16 protein-coding genes are annotated in these 25,976 nt (G+C 73.9%); 7 read left to right on the top strand and 9 right to left on the bottom strand.

Annotation, left to right across the window (positions count from 1 at the left end; translation table 11 throughout):
* The first annotated feature begins 139 nt into the window (after positions 1-139).
* Positions 140-2,791 (top strand): pyruvate, phosphate dikinase, encoded by a 2,652-nt coding sequence (ppdK, locus tag ACIODU_RS23265; protein WP_356422738.1) that lies wholly within the window; start codon positions 140-142, stop codon positions 2,789-2,791.
* 556 nt (positions 2,792-3,347) lie between these two features.
* The gene (locus tag ACIODU_RS23260) at positions 3,348-4,403 is read left to right on the top strand and encodes a helix-turn-helix domain-containing protein (RefSeq protein WP_356422384.1); all 1,056 of its coding nucleotides are present in this window, start codon (positions 3,348-3,350) and stop codon (positions 4,401-4,403) included.
* On the opposite strand, the gene ACIODU_RS23255 is transcribed toward ACIODU_RS23260, so the two are convergent.
* The gene (locus ACIODU_RS23255; protein ID WP_356422387.1) at positions 4,373-5,527 is read right to left on the bottom strand and encodes an alkaline phosphatase PhoX; all 1,155 of its coding nucleotides are present in this window, start codon (positions 5,525-5,527) and stop codon (positions 4,373-4,375) included. The genes ACIODU_RS23260 and ACIODU_RS23255 overlap by 31 nt on opposite strands.
* A gap of 268 nt (positions 5,528-5,795) precedes the next feature.
* Between ACIODU_RS23255 and ACIODU_RS23250 the strand changes: the two genes are divergently transcribed.
* Positions 5,796-6,575, top strand: a complete 780-nt coding sequence (locus ACIODU_RS23250) for a sulfite exporter TauE/SafE family protein (protein ID WP_401769727.1) — start codon at positions 5,796-5,798, stop codon at positions 6,573-6,575.
* 59 nt (positions 6,576-6,634) lie between these two features.
* Here the strand turns inward: ACIODU_RS23250 and ACIODU_RS23245 are convergent, their stop codons facing one another.
* Both ACIODU_RS23245 and ACIODU_RS23240 read right to left on the bottom strand, forming a co-directional pair.
* Positions 6,635-7,309 carry a class F sortase gene (locus tag ACIODU_RS23245; protein ID WP_401769726.1) on the bottom strand — a complete coding sequence of 225 codons (675 nt, stop codon included), beginning with the start codon at positions 7,307-7,309 and terminating at the stop codon, positions 6,635-6,637.
* Between the two features lie 142 nt (positions 7,310-7,451).
* Positions 7,452-8,189, bottom strand: coding sequence for a hypothetical protein (locus ACIODU_RS23240; RefSeq protein WP_401769725.1), 738 nt, complete (start codon positions 8,187-8,189; stop codon positions 7,452-7,454).
* A 252-nt stretch (positions 8,190-8,441) separates the two neighbouring features.
* Here ACIODU_RS23240 and ACIODU_RS23235 point away from each other — a divergent pair, with 252 nt between their 5' ends.
* The 4 genes from ACIODU_RS23235 to ACIODU_RS23220 all read left to right on the top strand — a co-directional run bounded on the left by ACIODU_RS23235 (position 8,442) and on the right by ACIODU_RS23220 (position 11,503).
* Positions 8,442-9,161 carry a hypothetical protein gene (locus ACIODU_RS23235; RefSeq protein ID WP_401769724.1) on the top strand — a complete coding sequence of 240 codons (720 nt, stop codon included), beginning with the start codon at positions 8,442-8,444 and terminating at the stop codon, positions 9,159-9,161.
* 196 nt (positions 9,162-9,357) lie between these two features.
* Complete coding sequence (locus tag ACIODU_RS23230) at positions 9,358-10,029, top strand: NADPH-dependent FMN reductase (RefSeq protein WP_401769723.1); 672 nt, start codon at positions 9,358-9,360, stop codon at positions 10,027-10,029.
* Between the two features lie 155 nt (positions 10,030-10,184).
* Positions 10,185-10,670 carry a gamma-glutamylcyclotransferase family protein gene (locus ACIODU_RS23225; protein WP_401769722.1) on the top strand — a complete coding sequence of 162 codons (486 nt, stop codon included), beginning with the start codon at positions 10,185-10,187 and terminating at the stop codon, positions 10,668-10,670.
* An 80-nt stretch (positions 10,671-10,750) separates the two neighbouring features.
* On the top strand, positions 10,751-11,503 hold the full coding sequence (locus ACIODU_RS23220; RefSeq protein ID WP_356422410.1) for a class I SAM-dependent methyltransferase: 753 nt from the start codon (positions 10,751-10,753) through the stop codon (positions 11,501-11,503).
* A 34-nt stretch (positions 11,504-11,537) separates the two neighbouring features.
* On the opposite strand, the gene ACIODU_RS23215 is transcribed toward ACIODU_RS23220, so the two are convergent.
* The 6 genes from ACIODU_RS23215 to ACIODU_RS23190 form a co-directional block, all read right to left on the bottom strand.
* Entirely contained in the window at positions 11,538-12,227 is a 690-nt protein-coding gene (locus ACIODU_RS23215) for a vancomycin high temperature exclusion protein (RefSeq protein ID WP_401769721.1), read from the bottom strand.
* Positions 12,228-12,310: 83 nt separating this feature from the next.
* Complete coding sequence (locus ACIODU_RS23210; protein ID WP_401769720.1) at positions 12,311-14,311, bottom strand: hypothetical protein; 2,001 nt, start codon at positions 14,309-14,311, stop codon at positions 12,311-12,313.
* A complete protein-coding gene (locus tag ACIODU_RS23205; protein ID WP_401769719.1) occupies positions 14,308-18,825 on the bottom strand; it encodes a DUF5682 family protein in 4,518 nt (1,505 codons plus the stop codon). Before ACIODU_RS23205 ends, ACIODU_RS23210 begins: the two co-directional genes overlap by 4 nt.
* On the bottom strand, positions 18,812-19,972 hold the full coding sequence (locus ACIODU_RS23200) for an AAA family ATPase (protein WP_401769718.1): 1,161 nt from the start codon (positions 19,970-19,972) through the stop codon (positions 18,812-18,814). The genes ACIODU_RS23205 and ACIODU_RS23200 overlap by 14 nt, the downstream gene beginning before the upstream one ends.
* Positions 19,969-25,077 carry a hypothetical protein gene (locus ACIODU_RS23195; protein ID WP_401769717.1) on the bottom strand — a complete coding sequence of 1,703 codons (5,109 nt, stop codon included), beginning with the start codon at positions 25,075-25,077 and terminating at the stop codon, positions 19,969-19,971. Before ACIODU_RS23195 ends, ACIODU_RS23200 begins: the two co-directional genes overlap by 4 nt.
* On the bottom strand, positions 25,074-25,970 hold the full coding sequence (locus ACIODU_RS23190; RefSeq protein ID WP_401769716.1) for a DUF4132 domain-containing protein: 897 nt from the start codon (positions 25,968-25,970) through the stop codon (positions 25,074-25,076). The genes ACIODU_RS23195 and ACIODU_RS23190 overlap by 4 nt, the downstream gene beginning before the upstream one ends.
* Positions 25,971-25,976 lie beyond the last annotated feature (6 nt).

Below are 25,976 nucleotides of genomic sequence, written 5' to 3'. Positions count from 1 at the left end.
GTTCCCTCCACGTCAAGGCAGCCACCGCGTCGTCGAGGAGTCGAGACCCGTGTCGGAAAACGAAGATCACGAAGCTCTTCCCGAGCAGGGCGAGCGCACGGAGAAGTACGTCTACGACTTCACCGAGGGCAACAAGGACATGAAGGGCCTCCTCGGCGGCAAGGGTGCCAACCTCGCGGAGATGACCAACCTCGGGCTGCCCGTCCCTCCGGGCTTCACCATCACCACGGAGGCGTGCAACGTCTACCTCGGGTGCGGTACGGAACCGGCCGCCCTGCGCGACGAGGTCAGCGCCCATCTCGACGCCCTGGAGCGGCGGATGGCGAAGAAGCTCGGCCAGTCCGACGACCCGCTGCTCGTCTCCGTGCGCTCCGGCGCCAAGTTCTCCATGCCCGGCATGATGGACACCGTCCTGAACGTCGGGCTCTCCGACGACTCGGTCGCCGGCCTCGCCACCCAGTCCGGGGACGAACGCTTCGCGTGGGACTCGTACCGCCGCCTGATCCAGATGTTCGGCGCCACCGTGCTCGGCGTGGACGGGCACCTCTTCGAGGAGGCGCTCGAAGAGGTCAAACACGCCAAGAAGGCCGCCACCGACGTGGATCTGGACGCCGGGGACCTCAAGGCGCTCGTCGGCCGGTTCAAGAAGATCGTCTCGCGCGAGGCGGGGCGGGACTTCCCGCAGGAGCCGCGCGAGCAGCTGGACCTCGCGATCCGCTCGGTCTTCGAGTCCTGGAACACCGACCGCGCCAAGCTCTACCGGCGCCAGGAGCGCATCCCCGGCGACCTCGGCACCGCCGTCACCATCTGCTCGATGGTCTTCGGCAACCTCGGCCCCGACTCGGGTACGGGCGTGGCCTTCACCCGGGACCCGGCCAGCGGGCACCAGGGGGTGTACGGCGACTACCTCCAGAACGCGCAGGGCGAGGACGTGGTCGCGGGCATCCGCAACACCGTCCCCCTCGCCGAGCTGGAGACCATCGACAAGAAGTCGTACGACCGGCTGATGGCGATCATGGAGACCCTGGAGACCCACTACCGGGACCTGTGCGACATCGAATTCACCATCGAACGCGGGCAGTTGTGGATGCTCCAGACCCGCGTCGGCAAGCGCACGGCGGGCGCCGCCTTCCGGATCGCCACCCAGCTCGTCGACCAGGGACTGATCGACGAGGCCGAGGCCCTCCAGCGCGTCAACGGCGCCCAGTTGGCGCAGCTGATGTTCCCGCGCTTCGCCGAGGACTCGCACGGAGAGCTGCTCGGGCGCGGGATCGCCGCCTCGCCCGGCGCGGCCGTCGGCAAGGCCGTCTTCGACTCGTACACCGCGATCAAGTGGTCCCGCTCCGGCGAGAAGGTCATCCTGATCCGCCGCGAGACCAACCCCGACGACCTGGAGGGCATGATCGCCGCCGAGGGCATCCTGACCTCGCGGGGCGGCAAGACCTCGCACGCGGCGGTGGTGGCCCGGGGCATGGGCAAGACGTGTGTGTGCGGGGCCGAGGAGCTGGAGGTCGACACCAAACGCCGCCGGATGGCGGCCGGTTCGCTCGTCATCGAGGAGGGCGACGTCGTCTCCATCGACGGCTCGACCGGCAAGGTCTACCGGGGCGAGGTGCCCGTCGTCCCCTCGCCCGTGGTCGAGTACTTCGAGGGCCGCATGCACGCGGGCGCCGACGAGGCCGACGAACTGGTCGAGGCCGTCCACCGGATGATGGCGTACGCGGACCGGCGCCGCCGGCTGCGGGTGCGCGCCAACGCCGACAACGCCGAGGACGCCCTGCGCGCGCGCCGCTTCGGCGCCCAGGGCATCGGCCTGTGCCGTACGGAACACATGTTCCTCGGCGAGCGCAGGACGATGGTCGAGAAGCTGATCCTGGCCGACACGGACGACGAACGGGACGCCGCGCTGGGGGCGTTGCTGCCGCTCCAGAAGAAGGACTTCGTCGAGCTGTTCGAGGCGATGGACGGACTGCCGGTCACCGTACGGCTGCTGGACCCGCCGCTGCACGAATTCCTGCCGGACATCACGGAGTTGTCGGTACGGGTCGCGCTCGCCGAGGCCCGCCAGGACCACAACGAGAACGACCTGCGGCTGCTCCAGGCCGTCCACAAGCTGCACGAGCAGAACCCGATGCTCGGGCTGCGCGGGGTACGGCTCGGGCTGGTCATCCCGGGACTGTTCGCCATGCAGGTACGGGCCATCGCCGAGGCGGCGGCCGCGCGGACCCTCGCCAAGGGCGACCCGCGCGCCGAGATCATGATCCCGCTCGTCGGTACGGTCCAGGAGCTGGAGATCGTCCGGGACGAGGCGCTGCTGGTCATCGCGGAGGTCGAGCGGGCCACGGGGGTCGAACTGCGCCTGGCGCTGGGCACGATGATCGAGCTGCCGCGCGCCGCGCTGACGGCGGGGCAGATCGCGGAGGCGGCGGAGTTCTTCTCGTTCGGTACGAACGACCTCACCCAGACCGTCTGGGGCTTCTCCCGCGACGACGTCGAGGCGAGCTTCTTCACCGCGTACCTGGAGAAGGGCATCTTCGGGGTCTCCCCGTTCGAGACGATCGACCGCGACGGGGTCGGCGCGCTCGTCCGCAGCGCGTGCGAGGCCGGCCGCGCCACGCGTCCCGGCCTCAAGCTGGGGGTGTGCGGCGAGCACGGCGGCGACCCTGAGTCGGTGCACTTCTTCCACGAGGTGGGCCTGGACTACGTGTCCTGCTCGCCGTTCCGTATCCCTGTCGCCCGTCTCGAAGCGGGGCGCGCGGCGGCGGCCTCGGCCGGGAGTGACTCCCGGTAACGGACTGCTTTCCGACATCTTCCCAGACCCTCAGGCACACCCCAGGACACCGGAACCGCCCGTCGGTTCACCCACCCTCGCCGACCCGGGGGGCGGTTCCGGGGCACAGAGAAGGGGCGGGCGTCCCGTGCGGAGACGCCCGCCCCTTCGTCGTGCGCCCCGGCCCCGCGTACGGCCGGCGGCCATACTCTCGTCATGGCCGCGTCATCTTTCTTCGCCGCCGCGGAGAATTATCGAGGAACCATGGAAATCAACAGCGGGCGGAGCGCGGCCTGCGGATCCCCACCCACAGACCGCGCTCCATTACCCGGGCCGGACATGGAGCCGCAACCGCGAACGACCGCCGCCGAGCGCAGAAAGCCCCCCACGGCCTTCACTGCGCTTTACGCTCGTTCAGGTTTCATGCCCGACGGGGTATAGCTTTTCGCTTGGGACCGCACCTCCGCGATAGGTTTCAACTGTGGCTGAAACTCCGTGGTGACCGCCTGTGATGGCGTGCATACTCGGTGATGGGGATAATTGCGGATGCAACCAGCGGTGAACGGGTGGGATTTGAGTGCTGCGTATTCATTTCACAGGGAAAGATCTCGGCGGCGTCCGGATGGCCGGAGGACCCGACCCCCTGTGGGAAACGATTCTCAGCTTTCACCGAATACGGGATCGGCGCGGCCCGCTCGTCTTCGGAGAATGGCGAACGGAAACCCGCAGCCGGTTGAATGGTGAAACACGGCTGCTCTCCGCGCTCGTTCCCCAGCGGGGCTATTTCCCCGATTTCCTGACCCCGTCCGAGGCCCGGTACGGCCTCGACGCCGGCCTGGAGGCCCTGCGCGCCACCACCCCCGAGCGCATCCGCGCCGAACTGGCCCTGCTCGCCACGGGCCGGGGCGCGCGCAAGGCCCGCCCGGCGCGCAAGGATCCCGCACGGCGTACCGACTCCACCCGCCTCGCCGACCTCGCCGACGGCGAACCGGCCCCGCTGGCCCGCCTCGTGGAGGTGCTGCGCGCCTACCACCGGGCCGCCGTCGAGCCGTACTGGCCGCACATCAGGGCCAGGGCCGACGCCGACCGGGCGCTGCGCGGCCGGGCCCTGCTCGACGGGGGCGCGGACGAACTGCTCGCCACGCTCCCGCCGATGCTGCGCTGGCGCGCCCCGGTCCTGGAGGCGGACTACCCGGTCGACCGCGAACTGCATTTAAACGGAAGGGGGTTAAGACTCCAACCGTCCTTCTTCTGCCGCAGTACCCCGGTGGTCCTCCACGACCCGGCGCTGCCGCCCGTCCTCGTCTATCCCGTCACGCACTCCGACGTACCGGTGCCCCACGAACGGCCGGACGCACGCCTCTCGTTGGGCCGGCTCGTCGGCCACACCCGCTCCGCCGTCCTCGAAGCCATCGAACACGGATGCACCACCAGCGAACTGGCCCGCAGAACCGCGGTGTCCCTCGCCTCCGCGAGCCAGCACGCCTCCGTCCTGCGGGAGGCCGGCCTGGTCGTCACGCTGCGGCACGGCAGCTCCGTACTGCACACGCTGACCCCCCTGGGCGCCGCCCTCCTGCGGGGCGGCGCCTCCGCCGACGGGTGCTACGCCCGGAACGGACCCGTCACCTCATAGGTGATGCCGCCCGACGAACTCCCGCTCGTACCGCGCTGGCTGGAGAAATACAGCCGCTTGCCGTCGGGGGAGAAGGCGGGCCCGGTGATCTCCGAGGCGGACTGTCCGCCGACCCGCAGGAACGGCGCGACGACGTCGTCCGGGGTGATCACGCAGATCTCCAGATTCCCGCCGTCCTCCGCCACGAACAGGTCCCCGGACGCCGACCCGGTGACGTTGTCGACGCCGGTGAGCGGCGCCGTACCGGACACGAGCGAGTCGTCGTAGGCGAGTTCGAGGGTGGAGGCGGCCGCGTTATACTGCCAGACGCGGTTGTCGCCCTTGGTGGTGAACCAGCAGGTGTCGTTCGCGTAGTAGCAGCCCTCGCCGCCGTTGAACCGCTTGGCGCCCGACACCTGGTTACGGGTCGCGGTGGCGCCGCTCGGGTCGGGGACGGTCCGCCACGTGACGGGCCCGCTGGTGGCCGTACCCGCGACGAGCACCTCCAGGCGGCCCGCCGACAGGTCGCCCCAGGTCGTGGGCGTGAAGCGGTAGAAGCAGCCGTCGGTGGTGTCCTCGGTGAGGTAGATCGTCCGGCGTACGGGGTCGGCGGCGGCGGCCTCGTGCTTGAACCGGCCCATCGCGTCCCGCCGTACCGCCGCCTTCACCCCCCACGGATCCGTCTCGTACACATAACCGCGGTCGACCTCCTCGCAGGAGAGCCAGGTGTTCCACGGCGTCTTGCCGCCCGCGCAGTTCTGGTGCGTTCCGGAGAGGATGCGGTACGCGCCGGTGATCGCCCCGGTCGAGGAGAAACGGACCGCGCCCGCGCCGCCGGAGGGGTCGATCTCCGAGTTCGAGACGTAGATCCAGCCGGTGCCGTCCGCGTAGCAGGCCCCGCCGTCGGGCGCGTTGTGCCAGGTGTACGACGTACCGGACACCTGCTGCCCGGACCGCGCGATCACGCGGCTGGTGAACCCGGCGGGCAGCCGGATGTTGTTGCCGTCCGCCGCGCCGAGGGCTCCGTAGGGCCCGGCGCCGGGCTGGGCGGGCGCGGCGAAGGCGGCCCCGCGCCACAAGGTGCCGCCGAGAGCGGCGGCCGACGTGCCGATGACGGCTCCGCGCAGGAAACTGCGACGTTCCACTGGTCGCTCCATGGGGGTGTCGTACCGCCCCGTGACGCCGGCCGGCGACGCGGGGTCGCACGCCGACGGATTCTAGGTGCTCTGAATGACCTTGCGCTGAACGGGAGTTGAGGTGCAGTGGTCGGTGCCCGTCCGGTCTTCGACCGGCGTTCGATCAGTTTCCTGTCGGCCTCCCACCGGCTTTCGACGCGCCTTCGACCCGTGTTCTGATGGGGGCGGGCGCACCCGGGCGGTGTCGCGCTTCCGTCCGCGTCGTAAGGTCGCGGGCGTGCCTGACATATCCGTGACCACGCTGCTTCTGCTCTGCCTCGCCGCCGCCGGGGCCGGGTGGATCGATGCCGTGGTGGGCGGGGGAGGGCTGCTGCTTCTGCCCGCGATGCTGCTCGGGCTGCCGCACGTCCCGGCCGCGCACATCCTCGGGACCAACAAGGCCGTCGCGATCGTCGGCACCTCGGGGGCGGCGGTGACGTACCTCCGGAAGGCGCCGGTCGACGTGCGGACCGCCGTCAGGATCGGGGGCGCGGCGCTGGTGGGCTCCATGACCGGGGCGTTCTTCGCGGCCGGGATCAGCAGTGACGTACTGCGGCCCGTGATCATGGTGGTGCTGCTGGGGGTGGCGGCCTTTGTGATGCTGCGGCCCTCCTTCGGCCGCGCGGAGGCGGGGGGACCGGTCACCCGGAGGCGTACCGTCACGGCGATCGTGCTGGTCGGCGGGGGGATCGGGTTCTACGACGGGCTCTTCGGGCCCGGTACGGGAACGTTCCTGGTGCTGGCGCTGACCGCCGTCCTCCACCTGGACCTGGTGACCGCGTCGGCGACCGCGAAGATCGTGAACGTCTGCACCAACGCCGGGGCGCTCGCGATGTTCGCGTACCAGGGCACGGTGATGTGGCAGCTGGCCGGGCTGATGGCGGTGTTCAACCTGGCGGGCGGGATGTTCGGGGCGCGGATGGCGCTCAGGAAGGGCAGCGAGTTCGTGCGGGGGGTGCTGCTGGTGGTGGTGTTCTCGCTGGTGGCGAAGTTGGCGTTCGACCAGTGGACGGCGTGAGGGGGGACGGGGCCCGGGGTGCGGGGGGTGCTGGTGGGTGCTCGTGGGTGCTCGTGAGGTCAGTGGGTGTTCGTGAGGTGCGCGTACGCCACCACGTTGCCCTGGTAGCCCGTTCGCTTCGAGAAGCCGCCGCCGCAGGTGATCAGGCGTAGCTCGGGCCGGTCGGCGGCTCCGTACACCTTGCGGTCGGGGAAGTCCTCGTTCCGGTAGACCTCGACGGCGTCGACCGTGAACTCCGCCGTACGGCCGTCCTGCCGGGTGACCTCGATCCGGTGGCCCTTCCTGAGCGAGCCCAGGGCGTAGAAGACGGCGGGGCCGCGCGCGTTGTCGACGTGGCCCGCGACGATTGCGGTGCCCTGGGCGCCGGGGGAGGGGCCGTCGCGATACCAGCCGGCGAGGTTCGCGTGGTCGGCCGGAGGGACCTCCAGGCTGCCGTCCGGGGTCAGGGCGAGGTCGGTCAGGGGGGTGTCGACGCGGAGGGCGGGGATGCGCAGCCGTTCGGGGGCGGAGGGCGGGAGGGGGGATGTTGGGGTGGTCCGGTCGGGCCCCGGTGGTCGCTGACTCTGGTGTGGGGGTGGGGGTGGGGACGAGCCCGGGCCCGGGCCGGCCGCGAAGGCCTCGGAGGGCGGGGGCGCGGGTGGGGTGACCGGCTCGGAGCCGTTCCTGATGAGCCAGACCCCGGCGAAGACGGCGACCACCAACAGCCAGAACTGGCCCTTGACCTGCGCGTTCATGGAACGGGTCCTCCGGTCCTCCGGCTCGTTCTTCCGACGTCTCGAGGCTGCTCCGGATGAAGGTGCCCCCGCCCCCGTCAGCGATGAGCGTGACGGGGGCGGGGACGGGGGCGGGGGTACGGGGCGGTGGAGACCGGCCCTGTCAGCTGCCCTGCGCGCCGCTCGCCCGGCGGCGCAGGAGCGTGACCCCGCCGACGGCGGCCACGGCCAGAACGGCCGCGCCCGCCGCGATCTGGGTGGTGTCGGGGGCGACGCTGCCGCCGGCACCGGTGTTCACGTGGCCCCGGGGCGTACGGCCGTCCGGCTCGTGGCCCTCCCGGCCCGGGTCGTCGCGCCCGTGCTCCCATTCCGGCTGGTGGCCGTCCGGCTCGTGGCGGCCGGGGTCGTGGCCGCCCTGCTCATGGCCGCCCTGCTCGTGGCCGCCCCGGTCCTGGCCGTCCGGGTCGTCGCCGGCCGGGTCCGCGCCGGCCGGGCCGTCGGGCTCGCCGAGGTCTTCGTGGAGGTCGAGGTCCAGGCCGAGGTCGAGATCGCGGTCCAGGTCGGCCGACTCGTTCCGGTCGGCGGGGGTGTCCCCGGTGGCCGCCGCGCCGGTCTCGCACTTCATGGGGACGCCGTACGTTCCGAGCGGCTCGGCTGTGTCTGCGTCTTCGTCTTCGTCTACGTTCGCGTCTGCGTCCGCCGCGCCTATGGCGCCCGTACCCGTGTCCTCCGTACGCGCTTCCTCCGTACCGAGCCGTGTGTCCACGGTTTCGCAGGGCGCCGCGAGCGCGGCCGGAGCCGTACCACCGCTCGCGAACGCGGCGGCCGCTCCTCCCGCCGACAGTACGGTCGCGGCGGCCGCCAGCGCGGTGCCGGTGAGCAGGCGGGCGGTGGTGCGCATGGCGGTCCTCCGGAGCGGCGCGGGACGGTCTTCTTCTCCGAGGTAAGGCGCAGCCCGGCGCGCACGCCTGCTGATGGCCGATCAGATTCGCCGTACCCGGACCGCTTCCGTCCACCGCGGGAGGGTGTTGTCGCAGGTCATACGGGAGCGGCGGCCACGTCGCCGGCCCGGCCGCCCGCCCGCGCCGAACGGGTGACGCCACGCGGCCTTACTCACGTGCGGAGGATCCCGGAGGCTGTCACGCTGTGCTCGATGAACACGACCGACATGACCTCGCTCAGCGCCATCGCCGCCCGGAACAACGCCGACTGGTGCGCGTCCGTCGCGCGGTCCCACGGGATCGCCGGGGTGTTCGGCGAGCGGGCGTGGTGGAGCCCGCGCCGGACGCCGCCGTACTACCCGGACGCCGTCACGCTGCGCCCCGACGCGGCGCCCGCCGACTTCCTCCCGTCGGTGGACCGGGGGTCGACCGGGTGTTCGGTCAAGGACAGTTTCGCCGTGCTGGACCTGGCCTCGGACGGCTTCTCGGGGATCGTGGACGCGCGGTGGATCCACCGTCCGGCCGATCGGCCCGTACCCGAGTGGCCGGGCCTGCCCGCCGAACGTGTGCTGACGGCGGAGCGGCTGCGTGAGTGGCAGGCGGCGTGGGCGGGCGGCGAGGACACCCCGGACGTGTTCCGGCCCGTCCTGCTGGACGATCCGACCGTGCTGGTGCTGGCCTTCCGCGACGGGGACGACCTGGCCGGGGGCGTGGTCCTGAACGAGGGGGCGGGGGTGGTCGGCGTCTCCAACCTCTTCGCCGCCGACAGCGCGGTGGTGGGCGCCGTCTGGTCCTCGGTGGTCACGGCCGCCGCCGACTATCACCCGGGCCTGGCTCTGGTCGGCTACGAACAGGGCGACGATCTCGCCCCCGCGCTCGCCACCGGCTTCGACGCGCTGGGCCCACTCCGCATCTGGCTGCACGTGTCGTGATCCGGCCGTGGTGGCGGCCGGATGGGTTCGCCCTCCACCCCTTTGTGCGCGTCCGTCACCCAGGGCGTGCTGGGGCGGTGGCGGGCCGGCCGTCGATCTCGACGAGCGGACGAGATGCCGGGAACGTCATGCCCGCACCGTACGACCGCGTGAGTCCGCTTGACCTCAACCAAGGTTCAGGGACGAGGCTCGTCCCATGAACCTCGACACAGCGCAGCCCTCAGCGCAGGCCACGGCGCAACTCACCACTTCCGATCCGACCACTTCCGCCGCTTCCGAATCGACCCCGACCGCCCCTCTCAAGCTCGCCGTCATTCTCGGCAGCACCCGCGAAGGCCGCTTCGGCCCGGTCGTCGCCGACTGGTTCCTGAGCCGGACCGACCGGCACACCGGCTTCTCCGCCGATCTGGTCGACCTCGCCGACATCGACCTGCCGACCGCGCTCTCCTACCGCCCCGGCTCCGCCGTACAGACCCAACTCGCCAAGGTCAGCCCCCGGTTGGCCGACGCCGACGCCTTCGTCGTCATCACCCCCGAGTACAACCACTCCTTCCCCGCCGCCCTCAAGTCCCTGATCGACTGGCACTACGGCGAGTGGCAGGCGAAGCCGGTCGGGTTCGTCTCGTACGGGGGAATCTCCGGCGGTCTGCGGGCCGTCGAGCAACTGCGCCAGATCTTCGCCGAGATGCACGCCGTGACCGTCCGGGACACGGTCTCCTTCCACAACGCGGGCGCCCACTTCGACGACGAGGGCCGGCACAAGGACCCGTCCGCCGCCGAGAGCGCCGCCACCGCGATGCTCGACCAGCTCGCCTGGTGGGGCCTCGCCCTCCGGGACGCCAAGTCCGCCCGTCCGTACGGGAAATGACGCGCTGATCGGCTGCTGCCCGCTGGGGGCGGGGAGGGCCGGGGCGGCCGGATGCGGTAGAACCACCGGTACGCCGGTGGGTCGGTGCCGTGCAATCGACCTGTCCCGTCCCTCGTCCCTTCCCCTCCTCGCCCGCCTCGAAGGAGCCGCCCCCCGTGTCACCGCCCGACCACCGCCGGGGCAAAGAACTGCCCTTCTTCGTGTACGGCACCCTGCGGCCGGGCGAGGGCAACTACGCACTCTTCCTTCGCGGCCGTACCACCGGCGAGGAGCCGGCCCGGCTGGAGAACGCGGCGCTGTACGACGGCCCCGGCTACCCGTACGCGATCGAGACTCCGGGAGCGGCGATCGTCGGGGAGATCGTCTCGGCGCTGCCGGAGCCGGGACCGGGCGCGGGGCCGGGGGCGTACCGCGAACTGCTCGCCGTCCTGGACGAGTTGGAGGAGTACGTGGCGCCGGGCGATTCCCGCAACCTGTACGAGCGCGTGCCCCGCGACGTGCGGTGCGCGGACGGCACCACGGTCCGGGCGTGGGTGTACTTCGCCGCGCCGCGCGTGGCCCGTGAGCTGAGAGCGGCGGGCCGTCCGATCCCGGGCGGTGACTGGATCGCGCATGTCACCCACAGTCCGCCCGGACCGTGAGAACGCGCCCGGCCCCTGTGATCGGCGCGGCCGATAATGGTGTCGACAGCGCCCCTCGGCACCCGGCAGAGTGATCGCCCGTGACGAGTAGTGAACTGTGGAGCCGCGAGACCGCCGACCGCTACGACGCCGGGGAGACCGAAACGTCCTCGCCCGCCGTTCTCGGACCGACCGTCGCCTTCCTGGCCGAGCTGGCCGGGGACGGCCGGGCACTGGAGTTCGCGATCGGGACCGGCCGCGTGGGTGTCCCGCTCCGGGAACGCGGCGTACCGGTCGTGGGCATCGAACTGTCCGAGCACATGGCGGCGGTGCTGCGGCGCAAGGTGGACGAGGACACGCTCCCGGTGACCATCGGGGACATGGCGACCACCGTCGTCCCCGGCGGGTTCACCCTGGTCTACCTCGTCTACAACACCATCTCGAACCTGCTCACGCAGGACGAGCAGGTCGAGTGCTTCCGCAACGCCGCACGTCATCTGGAGCCCGGCGGCCGGTTTGTCATCGAGCTGGGGGTGCCGCCGCTGCGGTTCCTGCCGCCCGGACAGGTCGCGGTGCCGTTCGACGTCTCCGAACGGCATCTCGGCTTCGACACCTTCGACCTGGTCGAGCAGATCCTCGTCTCGCACCACTTCTCCCGCGAGGGCGACGGTGAGGGCGACGACGTCCGCTACCGCCGCGACAACTCCCGGCACCGGTACGCCTGGCCGGCGGAGCTCGACCTGATGGCACGGATCGCCGGGCTCGAACTGGAGCGTCGTGTCGCGGACTGGGACGGGGCGCCGTTCACCGAGGACTCCGGCAAGCACATCTCCGTGTGGCGCAAGCCCACCTGAGGGTTCACGTCACCTCCCTCCACCGGCGCTGACCTCACTTCGCCGACGCCGACGCCGATGCCGACGCCAGTGCCTCGGCCACCCCCGGTTCCGTCGGCCCGAGGAAGTGGGGGTCCGGCCGCAGCGCGGCGTCCAGGGCCGCCTTGCCCGCCGCGAACACCTCGCGTACGCCGCCGTAGTACCAGGTCACGTCGTGCCGTTCGTCGACCCCGACTCCGTACGAGTCGACCCCGGCGGAACGGCAGAGGGCCACGGCCCGCCGGACATGGAAGCCCTGGGTGACCAGCACCGCCCGGTCGACCCCGAATATCTTCTTCGCCCGGGCGCAGGAGTCCCAGGTGTCGAACCCCGCGTAGTCGCTGACGATGTGCCCGTCCGGCACGCCGTGCCCGGTCAGGTACGTGCGCATCGCGTCGGGCTCGTCGTACTCCACCCGGCTGTTGTCGCCGGTGACCAGTACGACCCGTACCTTGCCGGTACGGTACAACTCGGCCGCCGTGTCGAGGCGGTGGGCCAGATACGGCGACGGCCGGCCCTCCCGCAGCCCGGCGCCGAACACGACGGCGACGTCCGTGGCCGGGACGTCAGCGACCGTACGGATGTGGCTGTCGGCGGCCGTGTACATCCAGGTCACCGGTGCCAGCGCGAGCACGCATGCCGCCATCATGGCCTGCACGGCGAGACGTTGGCCGCGGCGGGTGCGCGGCAGCTTCGGCAGTGGCATGGGTCTCCCTGACTGGATCGTGCGGTGCTGTGCGGTCGTTCGTCTGCGCGTTCCCCTTCCTGGAGGACGATCGGCGGCGCCGATCAGTTCGCGGCCGGTTCCGGTGGTGCCCAGGCGGCGAGCAGCAGGGACTCGGCCGCCGCCGACGCGTAGACGGCGGCGGCCAGCCACGCCAGCGCGAAGTTCGCGGGATCGGCGGGCAGCAACCGCCCCAGCACGTCGTGGCGCCGGTCCGCCGCCGCTTCGGCGAGCGCCTGGACGCGCTGCGCACCGGTGGTGAGCCCAACGGCCCGCAGCCGCCGTGTCAGGTCCCCGTCCCCCGCCGCCGCGGCCACCGCCCGCCCACCCGCGACCACACGCTCCACCGCCCGCCGCAACAGGTCGAGTTCAACCGGCAACGCGGGAAGCGGACGCCCAACAGGCACCGCATCAACGACGCGCACCAGAGCGGGCGTACCCACTCCACCCGGCGTCGCCACGCCTGGTCCCCCCTCGCCAACCGCCCCCCTCCCGGGCCTGGGCACACCCTCACCAACCGGCCCACCCCCATCAACCGGCGCGGCCACCGCAACCGGCGCCGGCTCCACCGCCCCGAGGTGTGAACGGTTCAGTAGGCGCAGGCCCAGATCCGTGCGTACGGTTCCGTCGCCGTGGCCCCGCCAGGCCGCCGCCAGGACGTGCACCCGGTCGGGGCGGTCGGGTACCGCGCGGGCGATCAATCGGAGCGTGAGGCCCGGACGGGAGGACAGCAGCCGGAGGTTGTCGGCGTACGGGAGGTCGGGGCGTTCGTCCGGGGCGGCCAGGCGGAGGGTCGGGCCGCCCGACACGACGAAGCCCGCGTCCGTGACCGTACCGTCCAGGAACAGCAGATCACCGCCCGCCGCCCGGGCGTCGGCCGGCTCGGCCGACCAGCGCAGGGCCGCAGCGAGTTGCGCGGCGGGCGACCGTTCCCAGAGCGCGGCCAGGGGCGCTTCGTGCCACCCCGCGCCCGTCGCCCGTACCGAACGTACCTGTCCGCCGCCACCGATCCGGCCGTCCGGCGACACCGTCGGCGAGGTGAGGATGACCCCACCGCCGTCGCCCAGGTCACGCAGCCCCAGCGCGCAGCCGCCGGGCACGGGCGACCCCGACGCCTGGAGCGCCCGCTCCGGACCGCCCGGAGCCACGTCGGAGAGCGTCCTGAGCCTGCCGTCGGGGGCCAGGGCGTAGACCGTGGCGCCCGCGTAGCCGGACGCGGTCACCACCGCTTCGGTGAAGAGCCCGTGCAGCCGGAGCGGGCCCTCGGGCTGATAACTCCGGCGCGCCGGGGCGAGGGCCGCCGCCGGTCCGCGTACCAGATCCAGCAACTCCACCAGATCGGCGGAGAGATCGGACAGCCGGAACGCCGGGTCGTCCGAACGGGCCTCACCCAGCCGCCGCGCGACGCGCACGGCGGTGGCGGCAGGACGGTGCAACCCCGCGAGCCGCGCGGAGTGCGCGGCGTGGAGCAACTCGGCCCGGTGCACCGCACCGGATCCGGTGACACCGGCGACCAGCAGGGCCGTCGCGGCCTCCCGCAGCGAGTCGAGGGCTGTCGACTGTACGGGGGTGAGCGCCACGGGGGCGGCGTTGGCGGCGGGACCGGGGCCGGGCGCGCCCGATACGGCGTCCCCCTGACGCGCACCCGTCCCAGTTTCCGGACCCGGACCCGGACCCGTCCCCGTCTCCGCACCCGCACCCGGACCCGCGACCGGCCCCGGCCGCGTCCTGGGCGGCTCGCCCACCGTCCCGTTCGCGGCCTCCGCCTCCACCGCGAGGGGCGCGCTCGACAGGACGGCCGCGCGATGCAGGCAGGCGGGCGCCAACAGGCAGCCGCACACGGCGTCCGCCGCTTCGGCGACGATCCCCGCCGTGACCCGGAGCGTCACCACCGTGTCCTCGGCGACCCGGACCAGGACGCCGTCCTCCGTCGCCTCCACCGGCCAGCCGGCCGCCTTCGCCACCGCCCCGTCCACGCGTTTGCGCAGCCGTACGGGCAGCAGATCGAGCGCGGCGGCCGCCACGTCGGCGGCAACCGGTGGCAGTACCGGAGCGGATGGGGTCATCGGTGCGCACCTCCTACGCGTTCGCCGACCCAGCGGGCCAGCTCCAGTGGGCTCAGCGCCGCGACCGGCATGCCGGCCCCGACCAACTGGCCCGCGATCCCGGTCGAATAACGCGGCCTGCCCTCGTCGTCCAGCGAGGCGCAGCCGAGCACGTGGCACCCGGCGTCGACCAGGGCCCGTACCTCCGCGAGCAGCGGCGAGACCGGGCCGCCCTCCTCGAAGTCGCTGATCAGGACCACGAGCGTGCGGGACGGCACCGACACCAGCTGCCGGGCGTGGCGCAGCCCCAGCGCGATGTTCGTCCCGCCGCCGACGCTGACTTCCAGCAGCAGGCTCAGGGGGTCGTCGACCTGGTCGGTGAGATCGACGACCTCGGTGGAGAACGCCACGAAGTGCGTACTCACCGCGGGCACCCCCGCCAGCACGGCGGCGGTGAGCGCGGCCCAGACCGTCGAGGCCTCCATCGAGCCGGACACGTCCACGACGAGGACGAGCCGCCAGTCGGCCGTCTTGCGGGCGCGGGTACGGAACACGGGCCGCTCGGGCAGCACGGTCAACGCGCCGGTGTCCGGGTCCCGGCGGGCGGTCGCCAGGTTGGCGCGGATGGTCCGGGCCAGGTCCAGCGGGCCGCCCGGGCGGCGGGTGGGGCGCGGATGGGAGAGGCCGGTGAGCGCGGGGCGCAGCCGGTTGGCGAGCGCCTCGGTCAACTCGGCCACCAGCTTCGCCACCAGGGGGCGGAGCCGGGCGAGTTGGAGCTCGGGGAGGCCGCCCGCGTACGACAGGACGGTCCGCAGCAGTTCCACGGAGGGGCGGGCCGCGGCGGGGTCCAGCTCCATGGCGGCGTCGATCCGCCCGGCGTCGGCCGCGGCGGCGAGCACTTCCTCGCGGACGCCGGGCCCGAACAGCGCGGTCAACTCCTCGGACCAGGACCGCACATCGGGGTACGGCGCCCCGTCCCCGCCCCGCGAACCACCCCGCCCGTCCTCGCCCCGGGCCCCCTCACCCCGCCCAAAGCCGTACAACTCGTCCAACGCGGCGCCGACCCGCCCGGCCCCACCCCGCAACTCCCGCCCCCGCCCGAGCAACAACCGCCACCGCTCCCCGGCGGAGAGAGCGACCACACCCACCCCCACCCCCACATCCCGCCCCACACCACTCCGGCCACCAACCCCCCGCCCAGCGACGCCGCCCCCGCCGACAGCGACCACGCGACTGATGTCCCCGCCCGCAGGAGCCCTGGTCCCGATGGGTTCGCCCCCCACGGGCCCGGCCCCGGCGCTCGGGGCCACAGCTGTCGCGACGACCGTGATCGGACCTGCTGCCGTCGGCTCCTCCCCGGTCCGCTCTGCCGTGGGCGGCTCGGACGCGACCAGTTGCGCCTCGCCGCCGTCGCCATCGCCCGCACGGCCGGGCAGCCGCGTTCGTCCTTCCGCCGCCGTCGCCCCACCGCCCGTCGCGCCAACGGCGCCGCTCGGCGCGGCCGGTGGTGCGTCCCCAGGCGGGCCCGTCTCCGCGCTCGTCGTCAGGCCCGTCGCCAGGTCCGTCTCCGACGGGGTCCGCACGTCGGCCCTCAGGACGGTCGCCAGGTCCGGGACCAACCCCCTTGCTGTCAGGGCCTCCCGGCCCGCCAGGTCTGCCGACGCCAGAAGCGCCAGCAGCGTCGGATCCGTCATCGGGCCCGGCAAGGTGCCCGCCGCCAGGCCCGTGCGGTCTTCCACCGTGGCCAGGAGGCGGCTTCTCGCCGCCGGGGAGAGCGTGTCGAAACCTGCCCGCAGGGCGGGCAGCCGGTCCAGGAAGTCCCGGTCGGGGAGGGCCTCGACCCGCTCCATCAGGGGGTCCAGAGCGGGACCGGTCTCCATCAGCGAACCCGCCGCGAGCAGCGCCCCGCGCAGGAATCCCCCCAGGTCCGTCCGGAGTGCGGACGTCGTCGCGCCGTCCACGCGGGACGCCAGCCGGACCCCGAACTCCGTCGCGTCCCCGCTCCCCAGCAGCACCCGGGCCACCCCCGCCGCGCCCCTGATCAACGCCGTTGCGTCGGCCTCCAGCCGGACCAGCGCGGCATCGAGCCGCAGACCGCCACCGAGCGCCGCCGCGGCCCGGCCCGCCAGGGAGACCAGCGCCCGCGCGTCCTCCGCGTCGGTGGAACCCGCCAGCCCGTCCAGCGCGCGCACCCCCGCGGCGGTGAGGTCGTCGTACGCCTCGGTGAGCCCGGCCCGTTCCCAACCGTCGGGCAGGCCCGGCAGATGACCGGACCTGATCCGGTCCAACAGGGCCAGCCCGGACAGCAGTTCGGGCAGCGTCCCGGAGGCGGGCAGCAACTCGGCGGTCTCCGAGAGGCGTTCCCCGGCCAGGTCGGGGAGTCCGCAACGCGCCGCCTCCTCCAGCCCGGCCAGCACCTCCGGGGCCGTCGGGCCGCCGAGCAGGCGCTCCCTCGCCCGCCGCTGCCGCAGTGTTCCCTCCGTGGCCTGCTCCAGCGTCACTCCGCGCACACCGGTGACATCGAGCATCGCGGTCGTCGACGGAGACCAGGCCACCGTCCACCGTGTCGTCAGCGGGGCGGCGTCGCCCACTCCCGCGACCCCGCCCTCCTCCCCGTACGGGACGCGGCAGGCGGCGAGCCGGCGCAGGGTCAGCTCCCGGCGCCGGTCGAGGTCGCTGCGGTGCGCGTCCAGGCGCAACTCCCGGCGGGCCGGTGCGGTCGGCGTGGGCAGCGACAGCCCGCCGAGGAGCGTCTCGACGGACGGTCCGAGCCCCGAACGCGGTGTCCCGGGCGCGAGTCGTCCCTGCCGGGTCCCGACCAGGACCTTCTCCATGGCGGCGGCCACGACGCGGCCGCGCCCGTACAACTGCCCCTGAGTGAGGACGGTCTGCGCCGCCTCCACCAACTCGCCCCGCCCGGCCGCCGGAAGCCCGCGCAGCGCCGCGAGGTCCCGGGCGACCCGGACCACCTCACGGGCATCGGCGGGCCCGCTGGGGTGACCGCCGTCCCGTACGGCCGCACAGATCCGTACGGCGGTCGCCGTCAACAGGTCGTCCAGCAGCACCGGATCGCCCGCCGCGAGATGCACGCCACGCTGCCACTCCGGATCCCTGATCCCGGCCGGATACCCGGACCGCTCGTCCAACAGGGCGTACGAGTACGGCACGAGCGAGGTGACCACGCCCCCACGCGTGGTGGACGCGGACGCGCCACCCCCCACAACCCGCCCCACGCCGCCCCCGCCGGCCCGCGCCGCGCCGCCCCCCGCGGGCCGCGCCGCGCCGGCACCCGCAGGTCGTGAGGTGTCGGCCCCTTCGGCCTGGGCCAGGTCGTCCTCGGCGGAACACGCCACGTCGACGCCTGCCGGTACCGGAACGTCGGCCTCCACGGGCGGGACCACGTCGGCCCCCACCGACCGGCCCGCCTGGGCCGCCGCCTCCTCCGCCCCTCCCCGCACCAGCGCGGGCGCGTGGAAGGCCCCGATCACCGCAGCGGTACGACGGCCCGCCCGTTCGGCCAGGTGGCGGCGCATGTTCGCCTCCCGGCGGAGGTCGTACGGGTCGACCGCACCCGCGTCCGACCGCAGTGCCCAGCCCACCAACAGCGCGGCCCGCCGCAGAGCCTCCGGCCCCGAGCCCGGGGCCATGGTCTCGACCAGCCGATCCCACAGGTCGTCCCCGCCCCGCCCCCCGACCCGCGCCCGCAACGCGGCACTCAACGCCCCGCGACCGCCCCCGTCCGCGCCCCCGTTGGCCGGGGTCGGCGTCGGACCGTCTCCCTCCCCGTCACCGCCGCCGGGCGCCTCCGTGGCACCGGGGCTGTCCCTCTCCGTCCCGCTACCGGCCGGAGCCCGCGTCCTGACCTGCCGATCTCCGTCCGCGCCGACGACCGGCGTACGCGCCCCGCCGCGGTCGCCCTTCTCCGCACCGATGCCAGGGACCCGCGCCCCGCCGCCGTCGGCCGGGACCCGGGTGTTGCCGTCCTCGGCGCGCCCGCCACGGCTGCCCGGGACCCCCGCCCCGCCATGGCTGCCCCCGTCCGCGCTACCGCCACCCGGGACCCCCGCCCCGCCCTGGCCGTCCCCCTCCGCGCCGCCGCCCCGGACCCGTTCCTCCCGTGCGCCCAGTGGCAGGTCGAAGGCGACCACCTCCACCCCCGCCTCCCGCGCCCAGCGGATCGCCGCCAGTTCCGGGGAGAACTCCGCGAACGGGAGGAACACCAGCCCGCCGCCCGTTCCGTCGCTCCGGCCGCCCGCCAGGGCCACCGGCGGGACCGTCGCCGGGTCGGCGAGGTGCGGCAGCCAGGGTGCGAACTCCTCCGGCAGTTCGACGAACAGCACCTCCGGCGCCGCCTGCGTCAGCATCGCCGGTACGGCCGCGGCCAGCGCGGGGGAGTGGTGCCGTACCCCGATCAGGTACGGCTCCGTACAGTCGGCCAGCCGCTCCAACGCCTCGCCGGGCGGCGCGGCCGCTTCCTCAAGCCCGCCGAACGCCCCGGCCGCCTCCCCGGGTCCCGCCCCCTCACCCCAGTTCATCGCGCAGCTCCCACAACGTCCTCCACAGCGGCGCCCCCGCCTCCGCGCGGCGGCGGATCGGGCCGTCCCAGTAGCCGAGCAGCCTCGCGTGGTCGGCCGGGTCGTCCTTCTGGACCGTGCCCAGCAAGTGGCCGGGCAGCATGCGCAGCACGTCGCGGCCGTCGCCGAGGTAGGCCGCTCCCAGGCCCATCGCCGTGGCCACCTGGACCGCCTCCGCCGTCGACATGACCGTCGAGGGGCGCTCCACCTCCCAGCCCTCCGCGCTCCGCCCCGTCCGCAGGTCCCGGAACGCGGTGATCAGGGCCTCCAGCACGGTGTCGTCCACCGAGAACTCCGCCCCGCCCCGCACCAGCGCCGCCGTCGCCTGGCTGCGTACCAGCGCCGTCTCCGCGTCCAGGTCGTCGATCGGGCCCACGGTCTCGAAGTTGAAGCGCCGTTTCAGCGCGGCGGACATCTCGGAGACGCCCTTGTCGCGCAAGTTGGCCGTGGCGATCAGCGTGAAACCGGGCGCCGCGTGCACCGTGCTGTCGCCGTCCTCCCCGCCCGCCAGTTCGGGCACGGACATCCGGCGTTCGGAGAGCAGCGAGACCAGCGCGTCCTGCACCTCGGGCAGACAGCGCGTGACCTCCTCGATCCGTGCCACCGCGCCCCGGGTCATGGCCCGCAGGACGGGGGAGGGGACCAGCGCGTCCCGGCTCGGGCCCTTGGCCAGCAGCATCGCGTAGTTCCAGCCGTAACGCAGCTGGTCCTCCGTGGTGCCCGCGGTGCCCTGCACCGTGAGCGTGCTCGTACCGCACACGGCGGCCGACAGCAGCTCGGAGAGCATCGACTTGGCCGTACCGGGCTCGCCCACGAGCAGCAGCCCGCGCTCGCCCGCGAGCGTCACCACACACCGCTCCACGAGCGAGCGCTCGCCCACGAACTTCCGGGACACCGCGAGCTTCCCGCCGTCCGGCGCCCTGAGCTGTTCGCCGTCCGTGCCGCACACGAACAGCACCACCGCGCGGGGGGTGAGCCGCCAGCCGGGCGGCCGCGGGCCGTTGTCGTACGACGCCAGGAACGCCAGCTCCGCCGCGAAGCGGTCCTCCGGCAGCTCCACCTGCCGGGCGCCGCCCGCCCTCGCCGCCGGTACGGTCTGCTCCCTCATCGTCTGCCTCCCCGGCCGCCACGGCCCTTGAACTCCTCGAACGCCGGCACGTCGCCGTCGCCCACCCGCCGCCACGCGGCCTCGAACAGCGCGGGCACCGGCAGGTCGGGCACCACGAAGCCCGGCCTGTCCCACGGCAGCAGCGCCGTCTTCCAGCTCTCCACGGGCAGCCGGGGCGCGTCCTTCTCCTCCAGCCAGCCGCCGGGCAGGAACAGCGTGCGTCCCGCGCGTGCCCGCTTGCCCTCCACCACCAGGTCCGTGGCCGCCAGTTCGGCCCGCGCCCTCTTCAGCCGGGCCGGCTTCCACCCCGTCCACGCCGCCTGGTTCCGGTCCGTCGGATCGGGCAGCGCCAGCAGCATCAGGTAGAGGGCCGACGCGTCCTCCGAGATCCCGGACCGGAGCGCGACCTCGGCCACCAGGCCCTCCGCGCTCAGCTGCGGGTTCTGTGCCGGTCCTGCCGGGCCGTCCGCCGAGACCAGCGCCAGCAACTCGTCGCTCAGGACAGCCAGCAGCGCCTCCAGTGCCGACGCCCTCCCCGCCGTGGCCACCAGCAGCTTGAGGTCCGGGTGGTCGGCGCCCCCGCCACCGGTCCCCGGCTCGGGCAGGACGGCCGAAGGCCGTACCCATATCTCCTCACCCGTGCCCCACCGGGTCGGCTTGAGGACCAGCGCCGCCGACAGCTCGAACAGCTCGGGGTCGTCGGCGGCCCTCTTCGGCGCGAGTCCGTACGCCTCCCGCAGACGCGGCGACACCGGGTCGTAGGCGGAGTCCCGGTCCACCCCCAGGTCCATCAGCAGACCCGGGTCGGCGAGCCGCTCGCGCAGCCTCAGCACCGTCTCCGGCAGCACCGCCCGCAGCGGATCGCCGAACGGAAGCCGGTACGCGAGCCAGCGCAGCGCCTCGACCCAGCTGCCCAGCGTGTCCCCGGTGAGCAGCCGCGCCGCGTCGACCGGTGCCAGCTCGCCCTCCACCAGGCGCTGTTCCGTACGGCCCGTCAGCTCGCTCTGCCACGCCGGGTTGAGCACCGCGTCCACCGCCTGGCTCGCGTGCAACTCGGCGGCCACCGCACGGATCACGGCGGGAGGCAGGACCCGCCGCTTGCCGCGTGCCGCGATCCACTCGCCCACCAGCGGCTCCACCGGGAACCCGGTCGTCCACAGATCGGCCACCCGCTCCGGGTCGGCCGGCAGCAGCAGCGCGGTGAACGACCGCCGCCGCTCGCTGCCCAGCGCGCTCAGCAGGGACACCGCCCACTCCACCTCGGGCTTCTTCACCTCCAGCGGCTCCAGGTACTCGGCGGGCACCTGGTCCATCCGGTAGCGGTTCAGCGCCGGGCAGCCGAGCTGGAACAGCACGCCCGCCGACGGGGTGATCCCCACCCGCTCCGCGAACTCCACTCCCTGCTCGGGGCGGTACGGCAGCGGTCCACGCTCACGCACCGCCTCCACCAGACGGCGCACCGCCGGCGCCCGCACCGGGTCGTCCGCCGCCCCCAGCACCTGCGACCGGGTGACGGTGGTGCCCTCCCAGGCCCCGAAGACGCCGGCCGGGTCGTACTCCAGGCACTGCCAGAACTGCTCCTTCACGTCGGCCCGCGAACACCCCATGATCAGCAGCCGCCGCGCGCCCGCGTGCCGCACCTCGCCGCGCAGCCGGTCGCGGTCGTCGCCGTTGTCGTCGGCCTCGTCCGCGTCCTCCTCGGGGCCGACCGGCATCCGCAGCTCCACGATCCGCAGCCGCCCCCGCGGATCGACCATGATCGCGGCGCCATCGTTCTCGCCTGGAACGTCCCCGCCGGGAGAGCCCTTGCCGGATCCGGCGTCCTCCCCGCCCACCCGTACGGCCAGCGCCGCGTCCAGGAGCTCCAACAGCGCCTCCCGATGCGGCTCCGGCGTCACCGGTACGGCCGCCCGGACCGCGAGCGCCACCAGCGTGGATCCGTACACGGGCACCCAGCCGCCGCTCTCGGCGGTGGTCTCGGTCCGCCGCCCCGGGACGCCGTCCGCCGCGAGCAGCGCCGACACCCGCCCGATCTGGTCGAAGATCGCCGTCGAGTTCTGGGCATTGTTCCGGTAGCCGAAGTAGTACCCGTCGGGCGCCAGGCCCTCGAACGCCGGCTCCAGCACCTTGTCGTACGCATGACGCACCGTCGGCCCGTCCGCCGCCAGCGCCCCGGGACCCCGCTCCGCCCGCTCCCCGAGCTTCGCCAGGCGTTCCGCGTGCCGGGCCGCCTCCCTCACCACGCCGGCCACCCCCGCCACCAGCCCGGGGTGGGTGACCTCAGGCAGCAGCGCGCGCACCGCCGCCTCCGGCTCCGAACCATCGGCGACGGCCGACAGCAGCGCCTCCGCGTCCGCGTCCGTCACCGCGCGCAGCGCGGCCGATCCCCGCTCGTCGCGGGGCCGCAGCGCGTGCCAGTGCGACGTCGGCGGGACGAGCGGGGTGCCCGCGCCGTACGGCCCCTCCGTGCCGCCCGTCGTGTGGTGCGCCAGGCAGATCCCCTCGCTGTCGTACAGCTCGATCTGCGCCCCGCCGTATGCCGCCTTCTCCCGGGGGTGCAGGACGGCTCCGCCCGGCAGCCGCAGCGGCGGCAGTGGGATTCCGGCGTGCTCCGGGACGTCCGGGCCGCGGCTGCCGTCCACCGAACAGGCCGTCAGCGTCCGCCCGTCCGGGTCGTACGTCACGTACCAGCCCAGCAGCCCGTCCTTCGTCCCGAACGGGGAGGACTCCAGGCCGGGGCGTACGGGAAGCAGGTGGCAGGCGCTCTCCCGCAGCCGGATCGCGTCGCCGGTCAGGGCCGTCGCGAAGAAGGCCGGCACGGAGACGCGGCCCCGGCGGGCCGACACGGGGTCGTACTCCCACCAGTGGTCCTCGTGCAGGACCCAGACGGAGATGCCGTCCGAGGCGACCGGCCTGCACTCGTCCGCGAACGAGATGTCGCCCGGACGGACCGGCCGGCCGCCGTAGCACCGGCTGCCGTCGGCCAGGGGGAGCGAGGGCGTGCCGCCCCCGTTGCCCTGGCCGTGGATCGGGCCCTGGGGCTTGAAGATCTCGGTGGGACGGCCCGACCACACCCCGCGCCGGTCGTCACCCCATCCGTTGACGACGAGCCACTGACCGTCCACGTACGCGAGCTGCGTCGTGTCCCACGTGGTCTTCGAGACGGCGGGCAGCGTGAGCGTCCGCCGGTCGAGCACCTCGTCGGGACCGACGGCCGCCACCTGGAGGCCGACCCGGACGAGCAGGGCGGGCCAGGCGTCCGTCAGCCGGTACGGCGCGTCCGCGCCCGCCCTGACCCTGCCGCCCGGTGCCGCGTTCTTCGTGACCTTCCCCAGATGGGGCAGCGCCTCCTCCAACCCCCGGTGGCCCAGCTCGTCGAGGATCCCGGCGCGCAGGGTCCTGGCCAGGGCAGGGGCGGGGGACACCGCCGCGATCCGCCGGACCGCCGCCGGCGCGGTGGCCAGCACTGACGGCGACGAGAAGCGCGACAACCGGTGCAGCCTGTCGTTCAGCTCGGGCAGCCCGAACGGCCGGCCCAGGTCGTCGGCCCGCTCCTCCAGCCAACCCGCGAGCACCGTACGCAGCGCGGGGTGACGGGCCATCGATTCGAGCACGTCGGGCCCGCCGCCCCGGCCGGCCTCCTGCTCCACGGCGGCACGCAGCGCCCCGGTGAACCGCGCCTCCGAGGTCACCGCCAGCAGATCCCTGCGGCCCTCCCGCTCGTCGGACACCCAACTGCCCAGGTGCACCTCCCTCCCCTCGTCGGAGAGATTTTCGACCGGCACGCCCCAGGACAGACAGGCGTCCAGCAGATCCAGGTCCACTCCGGTCCGCCAGCCGCTCCCGCTGCCCAGCCGTACCGGCACCGCGTCCGCGACCAGCCGGTCCACCAGCCGCTCCACCAGGGTCAGTTCGGCGGCGAGCCGCGGGGTCTGCCCCCAGCCACGCTGCCGGTGGGCCGCCCAGGACGACACCCAGCCGGCCGCCGGGACCGAGCCGTCCAGCAGCAGGTCCACCGCGCCGCACCGCTCCAGCAGCGCCAGCCACGACTCGTCGAACGCCGCCGCGTCGCCGCCCGGAGCGGGCATCAGCGTCAACAGCCGCTCCCGCACGGCCCGGTCCCCGGTCGCCACCTCCGACAGGGCCGGCAGGGCGGCCTGCCAGAAACTCACCGCCGCGCGGTTCATCGCGCCCGTGTGGATGATCTCCGCGAGCAGGGACCGCTCTTCGGCGCGCGCGTCGAGCCCCGCGCCCTTCGACAGCCGGCGCAGATCCTCCAGCATCCCCGCGTACGGGGCGAGCCCGGCCGCGCACCGTTCCACGGACAGGGTCCTGAACTGCGCGTGCGCCTCCTCGGGAGACAGCCGTACCGCCAGCCCCCTGGCATGCTCACGCAGCGCCTTCCCGCTGAGCGCGCCCGCCGCGGCGAACTCCAGGAAGACCTCCCGCAGCCGCTCCTCGTCCACCGCCAGCGCGTACCGCTGCTCGGCCGTCCTGGCCTTGCCGAAGAACGTCGCCGCCTGCGCCGTGGACTCCACGGCCAGGAAGAGCCGTGCCACCTGTTCGTAGAAGGTCGGCAGAAAGTGCGGTACGGAACGGTCGAGCCGCTCCCCGATCTCGTCGAACCCCTCCTTGGCCAGCCCCGGCTTGGTGGCCACGAGCCGCGCCAGCCGCTCCATCTCCTTGACCACGGCGAGCGCGTGATGCCCGTTGCCCGGGTCGTTCACCAGCGCCCACGCGGGGAAGCCGAGGGACTGCCGCTTCACCCGGCCGACCTCGGCCACCTCCGCGGCGGAGAAGCCCAGATACTCGACGGAGAGATCCTCGGCGGCCCCGATCGCGCCGGGCACCAGCCGTACCACCGTGCGCCCGTCGAGCACCGGATGGCCGTACGCCCGCGCCGTCAGCACATCGCCCGGCGCGGCCCCGCCCTCCGCCCCGAGCGGCAGCACCGCCCCGGCGTCCAGCAGATCGGCGGCCGCCAGACCCGCCTCCACCGGACCCGCCTCCAGCACCCGCCCGTCAGTCATCACGCCCCCGCTCGCCACGCCCTCACGCACCACGTCCCCGCTCACCAACGCCCCGCTCCCAGCGCCCCCGTTCACAGCGCCCCCTCCTCTTCGCTCTCCACCACACGCCCCGCGAACACCAGCGCGGCCATCCGCTCCCCCTCCGACCAGGCGACCGGCCCCACGTCACCGAGCGGCAGCCGCCGCCCCGTCCCGTCCCGCCACTCCAGCGCCCCCGTCCGCGCCTCCGCGTCCGGGTAGTCGCCCCCCAGCCAGTACGCCGCCTCCAACTGCCGCCCGTCCTCCACCAGCCGGCACAGCGCCTGGCCGCCCCGCACCCGGTAACCGAGCGTCAACGCCCGCCCGGTGGCGTGCCGCAACTGGGCGAACTTTCCGTTCGCGTACGCGCTCCACGCCGTGTCCGCGCTGGTCGCCCCGCCGGCCCCCGCCGGCCGCTGCCACACCTCGCGGAACAGCTGCTCCACGCCCTGCTCGACCTTCAGCTCCGCCGCGAACTCCCGCAGCTCCGCCAGGTCTTCGAGCAGCACCGGATGGGGGATCAGCACCGACGTCACCTCCGCCGGGTCCAGCCACACCGAGTCCCCGTCGAGATCCACGATCCCGAGCCCCTTCACCGGGTCCGCGTCCCGCAGGAACCCGGCGCGCGCGGTGTCCGCCGCCCCGTCCCCGCCCACCGGCGCCACCACCAGATCGCGCAGCGCCGCCTGCCACGCCGCGTCCGGCCACACCCGCGCCAGCAGCGCGACCGGCACCGGCAGCGACCGCACCAGCCAGGCGTCCACCTGCTCCCGGCACTCGCTCTCGTGCCGTGCCAGCCACTCGGCCAACTGCCGCAGCCGGACCACCTCGACGTCGTCCTTGAGCTTCGGCGGCACCTGCTTCAGCGCCCTGCCGGCGGCATTGCGGCACAGCACCCGCGTGCCCTCCAGCGAGACGGCGTACCCGCCCGCCGTTTCGATCCAACCCATGGCAGG

The sequence above is a fragment of the Streptomyces sp. NPDC088261 genome (genome assembly GCF_044740805.1).
Classification (GTDB): domain Bacteria; phylum Actinomycetota; class Actinomycetes; order Streptomycetales; family Streptomycetaceae; genus Streptomyces.
Note: the sequence above shows the minus strand (reverse complement) of the source record. Positions and strands in the feature narration are given on the sequence as shown.